Here is a 13,332-nt window from a genome sequence, read left to right as displayed (position 1 = left end):
GATTTTTATGTCTAAGAAAAAGTATAGGATAATGACCTTTGACGGGGGAGGTATAAGAGGAGTGCTTAGTGCTAATATACTTAAAAGACTTGAAAAAGAAAATAAACAACTAATCAAAAATACAGATTTATTTGCTGGTACATCAACTGGTGCTTTTATAGCCTTAGGTCTTGCCTATGGATTATCTGTAAAAGAAATATTGAACTTATACTCTATGACTAACTGTAAATATATATTTTCTCCCAAATACAACGAATTTTTTAGACCAAAGTACAATAATAAGCATTTGAAGGAAGTTCTTATGAGAGTATTTCCTAAAAAACTTAAGCTAAAAGATTTAAAAAAGAAAGTGTTAATACCAAGTTTTCAAGTTATAACTAAGGATAACGGTAGCTGGAGACCTAAGTTTTATACTAACTTTGAAGCTATGGGAACAGATAATGAGTATGTAATAGATGTAGCCTTATATAGTAGTTCAGCCCCTATATATTTTCCATCTTATAAAAAACATATAGATGGAGGTGTTATTGCAAACAATCCAAGTTTAGCTTCGATTTGTGTTGCTAAGGATATAGATGGAGCAAATAAAAAGCTTGAAGATATGAGACTTTTGTCTATTGGAACGGGATTTACTCCAGAAAATATAAAAGTAGATACAAGAAAGTGGGGAGCTATTGAATGGGGACTTGGACAAAATCCTCCATATCCACTACTTAGTATATTGTTTGATGGGAATATGGAGGCTGATAATTATTATAGCAGTGGATTGTTAATGGATAATTTTTTAAGAGTAAATCCTGAACTTTCAAAATCTATTGCTTTAGATAGTTGTAAACAAATACCTTATCTTGTTAATGTGGCAGATACTTATGATATAAAATTTGCAAATGATTGGATTAAGGATAGCTGGTTGTAGTATAATTTATTTAAACAAATTATACTAAGGAGTGCTGTATGGACAAAAAATCAAGCTTTACTAAAGAAAAATTAGTATTTAAATTTAAAAAGATGCATAAACAATTAACTCAGGTATATATAAGAATTTTAAATACTAAATATAAAAGTTGTGATAAATCTTTGGCGTTTAGACAGGCTTATATTTTTATTAATAAGGTTTTTTTAATTAGAATATTTCAAAATAATGGTTTTAAACTTGAAGAAAATTATAATGAAAATAAATTTATTATAGGTAATAGACTTAATGAAATATTAAAAATTTATCTTAAAAATACAGAAAACTATGAAGATTTAAATTTATTTTGTGAAGAGATAAATTTAAGTGAAGCTCAATTGAGTGAAGATGAAATATATATTATGTACAATACAATAGATAAAATAAAATCTAATGTAGACTATTTGCAGAGAATAGATAATACCATACTTGGAGATTTATATGAAGTTTTTATGGATGAGGAGATTAGAAAGTCTCTTGGTCAGTTTTATACCCCAAGTTTTATAATAGATTATATTCTAAATAAGACTATTGCAGATGAAGATATAGTGAAAAAACCCTTTATAAAAATTTTAGATCCTGCATGTGGGAGTGGGCATTTTGTTATAAAGGCATATGATATGTTAAAAAAGAAGTTTATTGAAAATTTAAGTATTCTTAAAGAGGTATATAAGGATGAGATATATATTATAAAAAACGGTGAAAAAGATATAAAGCTTAGGGGTATAGATTATTGGAAAAAGGAAAATATTCATTATCATTTGTTAAGAAATTGTATATATGGGTCTGATGTTGATAAGTTTGCTATAGACATTACTATTGTAAATTTAATTATAAAAGATACAAAAAACTTCAGTTGTAATATTAATATTATAAATTCAGATAGTTTGGTAAAGTGGGAATATGATAAGTACATTAAAGAAAGAGAATTTTGGAGTAATAAATACGATTATGTTATAGGAAATCCTCCATATGTTGGTAGTAAGAAGTTAGATAGTCATTATAAAAAATGGCTAATTGATGAGTACAGAGATGTATTCAAGGATAAATCTGATTTGTATTATTGCTTTTATAAGAGGATATTAGATGTTTTAGATGTTGATGGAAAGGCTTGTATAATAACTCCTAGATACTTTATAGAAAGTCCAAGTGGTAAATTACTTAGAGGGTATCTTAAAAGAAATTCGAGTATAATAGAAATAGTAGATTTTTACGGAAATCAAGTATTTAAGGGTGTAGGGGTGGCTAGTGCAATATTTACATTTAAGAAAAAGTTGGATACGGATAATATAAATGTGTATAAGCTTAAAAATGATAATTTAAATTTAGGTAATAATATAAGCCTTGAGATTATGTTAAATGATAAATGTTTTGAAAAATTCAATTTGAAAAAGTGTGATCTTGATGATGAAAGATGGATTATTATATCTGATAATAAATTAGATATTTATAATAAAATAAACGAAAATTTAGAGTATAAATTAAAAGATATAGCTCAAAGCTTTCAAGGCATAATAACTGGATGTGACAAGGCTTTTGTTTTAAGTGGAAAGGATGTTGAAGATAATAATATAGAAAAGCGTATACTTAGAAAATGGATTAAAAATAAAAATATAAGTAGATACTTTATTGAAGATAATGATTTGTTTATAATATATTCGGATTTTATTGAAGATGAATCTAAATATAAAAATGCTTTAAATTATATAGCAAAATATAAGGAAAAGTTAATGAATAGAAGAGAGTGTAGAAAAAATATAAGAAAATGGTACGAACTTCAATGGGGTAGAGATTATAAGTACTTTGAAAAAGATAAGATAATGTATCCTTACAAGGCTTCGCATAATAAATTTTCAATTGATAGAAATGGATATTATTGTAGTGCGGATGTATATTCTTTTTATATAAAAGATATGTATGAGGAAATCTTCTCTTTAGAATATATAGTGACTTTACTTAATTCAAGGGTATATGAATTTTATTTCAAAATGTTTGCAAAAAAAATAAGTACTCATATATATGATTATTATCCTAATTCTATAATGGATTTGGGTATATTTAAGAATTCAAAATATAAAGAAATAGAAGATATAGGTAAAAAGATAATGTCTTTAAAATTAGATATAGATATAATAAAGAACAACAAAAGCTATGACAAAAAAGATACAGATATAATAGAGTTAAAACAAGAAATATATAGATTAGAGTTAGAGGTAGATTATATTATAATAGACTCATTTAACTTAACTAAAGAGAATTTAGGTATAATATATGATGATTTAAATTTAAAAAATATATGAAATAGTATTAATATATAATAGTCTCCTTCATAAATATATATAGAAGGAGGGATTTCATGTTTAAAATAAATGTTAGTGAAGAAGATAAGATGCTGTTAATAAATGTGGGTGGTAATATATCTAAGGAAGAAATAAATGAATTTTTTATAGAGTATAAAGAGAATATAAAAGAAATAAAAGCATCAAGATACAATCTAGTTGTACAGCCACATGAGATTGAAACAAGCGAAGAAAATAGTATAAAAAGTATATTTAAAAAATTTATGAAAAGTGGATTTAAAAGAATATATATATTGGATAAAATAGGAATAAAAGAAAGTTTGAGATTGAGTAAACTAGAAAAAAAGTTTTTTTATAGTAAGGTTACTATAGTAAATTCTATGAGTGATATAAAATAAGTTGAAAACGTAATGTTTTCAACTTATTTTTTTTGATTTCCATGAATATTTTTAATACCGTTTTTATCTATAACTATTTCTTGATTATAAGCGGCTTTTGAGAATATTTTTTCTGCCTGTGCAATAGGAATACCCTTTAATATCATATTTTCAGGCTTGGCTTCTCCAACCTTATCTATATATAGTTTGTATAAGTAATTAATTGCTTGAGGTAAAAATCCTAACATTCTAGCTGCTACAGTATCACAAGCAACGGGGTCTGTTCCTGCTATTGTAAGACCATCTGTACCCACTGCTTTTCCTTCGCTTGGGCCATTTCCTATCATAGTCTTATCAAGACTGATGATACTTAAATCTATAGGTATTTTCTTAGACATTGCAACTATAAATCCATGCAAATCTTCATGTATACCTAATTTTTTCTTTGGAAATCCATGAACACCAGCTGGAGGCCAACTAAGCATTATGTTTTTTATACTAGCACTCATGGTAGCTTCCTCATGTTGCTTAAGCTGGGTAAATGATATTAATACATCAACTTCGTCTATCAGCTCGTTTATTTTAGTATTTGGAATTATATTATGGTCTAAATCTATTGTTGTATATGGTCCATAGTTTAGATCTACAAACTCTACATTTTCATCTTTAATTACTTTATCGTAACCTACGAATTTCATTACATCTAAGGTTTCATCTCCTCCAGAACCTGTTGCTATGTATATTTTTGAAGGATTATAACCTTTTACATACTGAATTAATGATTTTAAAGTATCTGGACCTATTACTGTACCTGTTGATGGTTGTTTAGATTTAACCCAGTTAGGAGTTATAACCACTGTATCATCATTTTTTATCATATCTCCTATAGGAAGCATATCCAGTGCATCTTTTAATGAGTCCTTTTCACTCTTTGACTGAGTTATAGCAACTATACTATCTTTTATTTTTCTATTAATTCTCATAAAAAACCTCCTTATAAAATTAGAATATCCAAGAAATTTATATAAATACATATGGATATACAAGTAATGCCAATATAGTCCTAAAAATGAGGATTATATAGTGATTAAAAATAATTAAATAAATACATAATAAAGAAGTAGAAATAAGTAATATAGAAAGGCGTTGTTAAATTTATGAATGAAAAAGTGGTGTTGACGGGAAATCAGGCTATAGCTAGAGGATTTTATGAGGCAGGTGGATTAGTAGCATCTAGTTATCCAGGATCTCCTACGGTTGGGATTATAGAGAATATAAAAAACTACAAAGAAGTGTACAGTGAATTTTCAACTAATGAAAAAGTTGCATTAGAAGTAGCTATGGGAGCATCTTTTGGAGGAGTTAGATCTCTTTGTAGTATGAAGCATGTAGGTGTTAATATTGCAGCAGACCCTTTAATGACATTTACACAAACTACAATAAATGGAGGTTTCATATTGATTACCGGTGATGATCCTGGAATGCATTCTTCTCAAAATGAACAGGATAATAGAGTTTTCGGTAAATTTGCAAATATGGCAATATTAGATCCTAGTGATTCGCAAGAGGCTAAAGACTTCACTAAAATAGGACTTGAGCTAAGTGAAAATTATAATATACCTTTTATGCTTAGAATAACAAGTAGATTATGTCATAACAGGAGTATAGTAAATTTAGGGGAAAGAGAAGAAATTGATAATAAGTCTTTTGAAAAAGATGCCTATAAATATTGTATGCTTCCACCGTATACAGATAAAGCTCAATATTTTATGAAGGAAAGACTTCAAAAACTAGAGGATCTTGCTTATAATACAGATTTAAATAAATTAGAAGAAAAAGAAGGAACAGATACAATTATAATAACCTCAGGTCTTGTATATCAACATCTAAAAGAAATAGATTTGAATGCTTCTATATATAAATTAGGTATGGTTTATCCAATATCTATTAAAAAAATAAAAGAATTAAGTCAAAAATATAAAAACATAATAATTTTAGAAGAAATGATGCCTTTTATAGAGAACGAATTGAAAATAAATGGTATTGATTGTAAAGGAAAACAGTATTTTTCATTTACTGGAGAAATTCAAATTGAAGATGTAGAAAAAGGACTTGCAAAAGCAGGATTAATAGAAAAAAGAAAATTTAATGAACAACAAAGATTAGAAGTTCCATCAAGAAGTCCTCAATTTTGTTCAGGTTGTCCTCACAGACCTATTTATGACATACTAAAAAAAGCAAAAGTGAATGTTATTGGGGATATAGGTTGTTATTCTATGGGTGTTTTATATCCTTTTGAAGTTCACGATATAAATATAAGTATGGGATCTGGTGTAAGTATATTAAAAGGAATGAGGAAAGCATGGGATTTATCAGGAAATAAAAAGCCATTAGTTGCAATGATTGGAGATGGAACGTTTTTTCACTCAGGTGTCAATGGATTTATCAATTTAATGCATAAATTAGATGAAAATGCAAATATGACGATCATAGTTTTGGATAATAAGACTACTGCTATGACAGGTGGACAGCCCAATGCAAGCTCTGACAATGAAATGGATATAAGTATAGAAGAACTTCTCAAAACTATAGGATTTGAAAGAATCAAAGTATTAAATCAGTACAACTATAAAAAAGCAAAAGATGTTATTGATGAAGAAATAAAGCATGAAGGATTATCCATAATAGTTGCTACGGGACCATGTGCGCTTCAATATAGAATGAGACATCCTCATTTTTATGTAGATCCTGATATATGTATTAGCTGTAGAAATTGTATCAAAACCAATTGTCCGCCGTTATTAATGAAGAAGTATGAGGGACACGAAAAGTTAAAATCATCTATAGATCCGGATATGTGTGTTGGATGTTCTATTTGTGCTCAAGTATGTCCTGTTAATGCGATTAAAAGCTCTAGAACAGATAATGATTTAAAGAATAAAGAGTAAAGGATGATGGATATGGATAGAAAAAATATATTAATAACAGGTGTTGGGGGTCAGGGCTTAGTTATAGCAACCAAAATAATAAGTGAAGCTGCTTTAGAAGCAGGATATGATGTAAAAACTAATGATGTTATAGGTTTATCTCAAAGAGGTGGTAAGGTGTATGGAAGTGTTAAAATAGATAGTAAAGTATATTCGCCTAATATTCCTCATGGAGAGTGCGATATATTGCTTGCTATGGAACCTATGGAGGGATATAGATATTCTCACATGATAAAAGATGATGGATTAGCTATTGTAAACACATATAGAATACCATCAACTAGTATTCAGCAAGAGGTAGAGGAATATCCGGAAGGAATATTAGATAATTTAAAACAAAAGTATAATGTAGTTGATATAGATGTAATAAAAGTAGGAAAAGAAGTTGGAAATACTAAAGTGGGAAATACTGTTTTAATAGGAATTATGGCAAAAAAATTAGATATAAAAAAAGAAACTTGGGAGAAAGTAATTCAAAGAAATGTTCCTAAAAAATTTATAGAACATAACATAAAAGCTTTTAATATTGGATATGATTATAAATAAAAAATTCCCTAGAAAAATTTCTAGGGGATTTTTAATTATATATATTCTTTGCTATAATCAATTTAAGGGGGAGATTAACTTGAATAGAATAAAAAAATTATTACCAGGTTTATTGTTTGTATTTTTAATATCAATAATATCTATATTTATAAATAATAAAATAAAACACATAATGAACTTAGAGTCACTGACAATAGGAATTATAATCGGAATTATATATAATAATACTTTTAAGACTAGAGAAGTATTGAAGCCTGGAATTAACTTCTCGCTTAAAACTTTACTAAAGTTGGGTATAGTTATACTTGGATTTAAGCTTAATTTTAGATCGCTTATAGAACTGGGTCCGAAGGTTGTAATGATGATTATATTATATGTTCCCTTTGTTTTAATATTATCCTACTTACTGGGTAAAGTGTTTAAAATTAATAATAAGGTAGCTGTTTTGCTTGGGGTAGGATCTAGCATTTGTGGAGCTTCAGCAGTTGTTGCAATGAGTAGTTGTATAAATGCTGAAGAAGATGATTCAATTGTAGCGGTATCTATAATAAACTTTCTGGGGGCAATAGGTGTACTTGTATATTCTACTATATCAATAACTTCTAGTATGAGTAATTTAGAATATGGTATTTGGTCTGGTATATCTCTTCAAGGAGTAGCACATGCTATTGCAGCAGCTTTTGCAAGGGGAAATCAATCTGGAGAAATAGGTACATTGGTAAAAATGGGAAGAGTAGTTATGCTAGTTCCAATTTCATTAGTTCTTAGCTATATATTTAATAAAGAAGATAAAGAGAGTAAGGTCAAATTTCCAATGTATATACTATATTTTGTATTAGCTGGAATAATAAGCTCTTTGAATATACTACCTTTAGAGTGGATAAAAGTATTATCTAAATTAAGTTCTGTGTTTATACTAATGGCAATGATTGGTATGGGTCTTAATGTAGATATTAAGAGTATAAAAGATAAAGGAATGAAGGCACTTATAGTGGGAATATTATTATTTTCAGTAATATCTATGACTATGTATTTTGTATCTATATATTGTATAGTATAATAAGATTATAACTTATCTGAATAAAGAGAAATTTAATTCAGCGGGAGTATTTACTCTAACTGAATCTTCATAAAATACAGTAGTAAAAAGGCGGGAGATATAAAAACATGAAAAGGCAGATTGTTGTAAACGTAGATGAATTAAAAATAGGTATGATTCTTGAAAAGGATATTATAAGTAGCAATGGAATATGTTTATTATCAGAAGGATTTGAATTTGATGATATAGAGAAAATAAAAAATATGCTTTTTATTCATGATGTACATAAAGTGAATGTTCTTGTTGAAGAAGGAATGGACGATACTTATACAAAAGAATATTTTGAAGTCTATGATTTTAAACAAGATATGAGGGAACTACTCTATAACTTAAAAATGGGTTTTTCTTCTATAGAATATGGTGAGGGTATAAAGAAAGATGATTTTGAAAAAACAATAGAAAATGCAATCAAAGCATGTGATCGAAAACTTAATTTATTTAAGTTGATAAATAAATTAAAAGATATGGATGACTATATATATATGCATTCTATGACTGTTACTTTAACAAGTTATCAAATAGGAAAATGGATTGGTCTAAGTGAGTATGAATTAAAAGAACTTACTCTTGCTGCAATACTGAGTGATTTAGGAAAAATAAAAATATCTAAGGATATAATTGGTAAATCAGAAAAACTAACAAAAGAAGAATATGAAGAAATAAAAAAACACTGTACTTTAGGATACAAGATGGTTAAAGAAATTCCTGACATAAGTGATAAAATTAAAAAAGCTGTATTTGAGCACCATGAAAAAATAGATGGGAGTGGATATCCGATTGGAAAAAAAGGAGAACAAATATGCACATATGCTAAGATAATAGCAATAGCTGATGTTTATAGTGCTCTTACATCTAACAGACCTTATAGAGATAAGCATACTCCTTTTGATGCTATAAAAATACTTGAAGAAAAGTTTTTATCTAAATTAGATACAGAAATTTTATATTTGTTCTTGAAAAAAATAGCTGGAGAATATTTAGGAAATAAGGTTGTTTTAGATAATGGGAAAATTGGAAAAATAATATTTATACCAAATCAGAATATATGTAGGCCTTTAGTTGAAATAGAAGACACTGATGAAATAATAGATTTGAGTAACAGTAAAAATTCTAAAGTATATATAAAGGAATTCATATAATATAACTAGGGAAAACGTCCTTATATAAGAATTTAGTGGTTATGCAGGCATTAACCAAAGTGTTTTATGGATATGTACGTACAATTTTGTTAAGAATATTCATAATCGCTTGTTGATGTCTTTTTATGCTTAAGGAATTATATCATTTTTTGTTTTGTGGATAACATATTAAAAAAGCTATACTTGCAACTATTTTTGAGCAACGGAGTCCGTAGGGATCGTTGGCGACATGAGTCACCGCGATAGCGAGTAGACGAATTTTTTATGTGAAGGAGAGGTTAAAATGATTAAAGGAATGAATGCATCACCTGGTATTGCTTTGGGGAAAGCGTTAGTATTAGAGCATAATGAAATAATTATAGAAAAGAAAACTATAGAGAATATAGAGTTAGAACAGAAAAAACTAATGGATGCAATAGACAAATCAAAAGAAGAATTGATTAAGATTAAGGAAAGGGCTTTAGTTGAGTTAGGAGCAGAAAAAGCTGAAATATTTGAAGCACATCTATTAGTTCTTCAAGATCCAGAACTTGTAGATTCTACTTTAAGTAAAATAAAAGATGAAAAAGTAAATGCTGATTATGCATTGAATGAAATAAAGAGTATGTTTGTTTCTATGTTTGAATCTATGGATAATGAATATATGAAAGAAAGAGCAGCGGATATAAAGGATGTAGCTAATAGAGTTTTACGACATATATTAAATATAAAATTCATAGATTTATCAGCTCTTGAAGATGAAGTTGTATTAATTGCTAATGACTTAACACCATCTGATACTGCAACTATGAATAAGAAAAATATTATAGGATTTTTAACTAATATAGGCGGAAGGACTTCTCATACAGCTATAATGGCTAGAACATTAGAAATACCAGCGGTTGTAGGACTTAAAAATATAACTAAGGCTGTTAAAGATGGAGATTATGTAATATTTAATGGGGAAACAGGTGAAGTTATAGTAAATCCAGATGAAAATACTATAAATGAATATAGAACTTTAAAAGAAAAGTTTGAGAAAGAAAAAAAAGAATTAGAGTCTTTAAAAGGACAAGAAAGTAAAACATTAGATTCAAGACATGTAGAGTTAGCGGGTAATATAGGAACTCCAAATGATGTACAAGGCCTTATAAACAACGGTGCAGAAGGTGTTGGACTTTATAGAACTGAATTTTTATACATGGATAGATCAGATTTTCCAACAGAAGATGAGCAATATGAATCTTATAAGGCTGTTCTTGAGAGTATGAATCCAAAACCTATAGTTATAAGAACTCTTGATATAGGTGGAGACAAAGAGCTTTCGTATCTTCAAATGGATAAGGAAATGAATCCTTTCTTGGGATATAGAGCTATAAGATTATGTCTTGATAGACAAGATATATTCAAAACTCAATTAAGAGCTCTTTTAAGAGCTAGTGTAAGTGGAAACTTAAGAATAATGTTCCCTATGATATCTAGTCTTGAAGAATTACTTTTGGCAAAAGAAATACTTGAGAGTGTTAAATGTGATTTAGATAAAGAAGGTATATCTTACAGCAAGAATATAGAAGTTGGTATGATGATAGAAGTTCCATCAGCTGCATTAATATCAGATATACTTGCAAAGCATGTTGATTTCTTTAGTATAGGAACTAATGATTTAATACAATACACTACTGCAGTAGACAGAATGAATGAAAAAATACAAAATCTATATAATCAATTTAATCCTGCTGTTTTAAGACTTATCAAAATGGTTATAGACAATGGTCATAAAGAAGGTAAATGGGTAGGTATGTGTGGAGAAGCAGCAGGAGATAAGAGAATGATTCCAATATTACTTGGAATGGGACTTGATGAATTCAGTATGAGTCCAATATCTATACTTTCAGCTAGAAAGCTTATAAATTCATTAAAATATGAAGAAATGAAAGAAGTAGCCGAAAAAGTAGTATCTATGGGTACTTCTAAAGAAATAGAAGAATATATGGAAAATAATTTTGCTTAAATAACAAAAACCTTATGTCGATATAGTCATAAGGTTTTTGTATTAAGAATTTAAATAAAGACTGTGGTGGTGTTTTGATGAGTAAATATGTATACACTGGGTCATCTAATTGTGGTAAAACGACTAAGTTGATAAATATATATAAAGAATTTATAAAAAATAATATTAATGAAAATAAAATAATTGTATTTATAAACTCTAAATCTCAAAAAAGATTTTGGAAAGATATAGATACTAGTACATTTTATAAAATAATTAGAAATCATATAGTTTTATTTTGGCCTTTAGTACAAAAGAATATTAAAATAAAAAAGAATACTCCAAAGTTTTTAGATATGGAGATAAGTGAGTATCTTCTAAATAAACTTGTAGATAAATATAGAGAAGGAGGAAGGTTTTTAGATATAAATATACCTAACTCGGTTTTGTCATCCGATATACTTAATAATATATCTAAAATATCTCTAAATTGCATAGAATTTGATGAAGTAGATAAGTATTTAGTTAACTTTTTAGATATAGAAGATATACTTGTAAAAGAGAATATTTTATCTATGAAGGATATAATAAATGTATTTGTTAGAAAAAACATAAATGAAGGTGTTTTGAATTTTAGCTTAGCATCATATCTTTTCAATAAATATATAATAGATGACCCTTTATATGAGGAGTATATAAAAAATAATATAGATTATTTTATTGTGGATGATGTTCAAGAAAAGTCATTTCTTGAACTTAAATTTATAAATAAGGTAATGAATATAGTAAAGGAAACTCATATAGCTTATAATTCTGATGGAGCTATAACAAAGATACTTGGGGCTGACGAGGAAACTTTCAAACAGGTAATACTTCCTAAATGTAAAAGCATAGATATAGGTACATCGAATTTTATAAATATAGAGAATATAGAATTTAAAAATTCTAATATGAGAAGTGAGATGATACTTAAAATATCTGAAGACATTCAAAAACTATTAACAAATGGGTATAAAGAAGAGGATATAGATATAATAGGGCCATTTGTAGATTCTATATTTGAGAATAGAATAAAAAAAGAGATGGATAAAAATGGTGTTAATATAAATATTATGACTAGAAGTGGATCTCTTACTGATAATCCATATATAAATAGCTTAGTTACTATAACACTTTTAGTAAATAGTTCTTGGAAAATGAGTCCTAATAAAGATTCTATATGTAAAATGGTATCATTTATATTGGATACAGATATGATAAGGTCTAGGTACATAACTAATAACATAACTCAAAAAGAACCTTATGAACTTCCAGGAATTGAAGAGTTAATATCTATTGATATAGATAAAGAGTATATAAATAAATATGAAATTTTAAGAAATTGGATATACGAAAATACAAATAGTGAACTTGATATGGATAAGTTTTTGAAAAAAATGTTTTTGGATATACTGCTACCTCTTAATGTAAATGCAGAAAATTTAAGTACATGTAATTATTTAATAAATCTGGCTAAATCATTTATAGACTATGCTGATGAGAATGAAAAGTTTAAAAATAATAAAAATAAATTATTTATAGATATGATTTCAAAGGGTATAAGGGTTTCTGATACAAGAGATGATATAGAGTCAAATGGAATAAAGGTCTGGTCATCTTATTCGTATTTGTTAAGCTCTAAAAAAAGCAAAATACAAATATGGACAGATTCAAATTCAGATGTATGGCATCAAATAGGAATAAAAAAATATCACAATTCATTTATCTTTTTAAGAGAAAATAAAGGTGAAAAATGGAATTTTGATAATGAACAATTATATAGATATAAGCAGACTAAAAGTGTAGTTGACAGATTACTTAGAAAAGCTTCGGATAAAGTATATATATATAGTAGTGAATTTAACTCTAATGGATATGAACAAACGGGTGAGTTAAATAAATATATAAAGGCAGATTCTTAAAG

10 protein-coding genes are annotated in these 13,332 nt (G+C 27.5%); 9 read left to right on the top strand and 1 reads right to left on the bottom strand.

The window, feature by feature from the left end:
- The first annotated feature begins 7 nt into the window (after positions 1–7).
- From N4A48_RS01925 to N4A48_RS01915, 3 genes are read left to right on the top strand one after another with little or no spacing between them, the layout of a single operon-like run.
- A complete protein-coding gene (locus tag N4A48_RS01925; protein ID WP_293663988.1) occupies positions 8–916 on the top strand; it encodes a patatin-like phospholipase family protein in 909 nt (302 codons plus the stop codon).
- Between the two features lie 38 nt (positions 917–954).
- Positions 955–3,252 carry an Eco57I restriction-modification methylase domain-containing protein gene (locus N4A48_RS01920; protein WP_293663987.1) on the top strand — a complete coding sequence of 766 codons (2,298 nt, stop codon included), beginning with the start codon at positions 955–957 and terminating at the stop codon, positions 3,250–3,252.
- Between the two features lie 56 nt (positions 3,253–3,308).
- A complete protein-coding gene (locus N4A48_RS01915) occupies positions 3,309–3,650 on the top strand; it encodes a hypothetical protein (protein WP_293663986.1) in 342 nt (113 codons plus the stop codon).
- A 23-nt stretch (positions 3,651–3,673) separates the two neighbouring features.
- Here N4A48_RS01915 and N4A48_RS01910 read toward each other — a convergent pair whose 3' ends face one another.
- Entirely contained in the window at positions 3,674–4,612 is a 939-nt protein-coding gene (locus tag N4A48_RS01910) for a DUF362 domain-containing protein (RefSeq protein ID WP_293663985.1), read from the bottom strand.
- A 174-nt stretch (positions 4,613–4,786) separates the two neighbouring features.
- On the opposite strand from N4A48_RS01910, the gene N4A48_RS01905 reads away from it, so the two are divergent.
- From N4A48_RS01905 to N4A48_RS01880, 6 genes are all read left to right on the top strand, one after another.
- The gene (locus N4A48_RS01905; protein ID WP_293663984.1) at positions 4,787–6,577 is read left to right on the top strand and encodes a thiamine pyrophosphate-dependent enzyme; all 1,791 of its coding nucleotides are present in this window, start codon (positions 4,787–4,789) and stop codon (positions 6,575–6,577) included.
- A 12-nt stretch (positions 6,578–6,589) separates the two neighbouring features.
- Complete coding sequence (locus N4A48_RS01900; protein WP_293663983.1) at positions 6,590–7,162, top strand: indolepyruvate oxidoreductase subunit beta; 573 nt, start codon at positions 6,590–6,592, stop codon at positions 7,160–7,162.
- A gap of 79 nt (positions 7,163–7,241) precedes the next feature.
- Complete coding sequence (locus tag N4A48_RS01895) at positions 7,242–8,222, top strand: YeiH family protein (protein ID WP_293663982.1); 981 nt, start codon at positions 7,242–7,244, stop codon at positions 8,220–8,222.
- Positions 8,223–8,329: 107 nt separating this feature from the next.
- On the top strand, positions 8,330–9,400 hold the full coding sequence (locus N4A48_RS01890) for an HD-GYP domain-containing protein (protein WP_293663981.1): 1,071 nt from the start codon (positions 8,330–8,332) through the stop codon (positions 9,398–9,400).
- A gap of 283 nt (positions 9,401–9,683) precedes the next feature.
- Positions 9,684–11,390, top strand: a complete 1,707-nt coding sequence (gene ptsP, locus N4A48_RS01885; RefSeq protein WP_293663980.1) for a phosphoenolpyruvate--protein phosphotransferase — start codon at positions 9,684–9,686, stop codon at positions 11,388–11,390.
- 77 nt (positions 11,391–11,467) lie between these two features.
- Positions 11,468–13,330: a hypothetical protein gene (locus N4A48_RS01880; protein ID WP_293663979.1), complete on the top strand. Its 1,863-nt coding sequence runs from the start codon at positions 11,468–11,470 to the stop codon at positions 13,328–13,330.
- The last annotated feature ends 2 nt before the right edge of the window (positions 13,331–13,332 follow it).

It is taken from the genome of Tepidibacter sp., assembly GCF_025210165.1.
In the GTDB taxonomy this organism is placed as follows: Bacteria; Bacillota; Clostridia; order Peptostreptococcales; family Peptostreptococcaceae; genus Tepidibacter_A.
The sequence above is the reverse complement of the archived record's forward strand: the minus strand, read 5'-3'. Positions and strand labels throughout refer to the sequence as shown.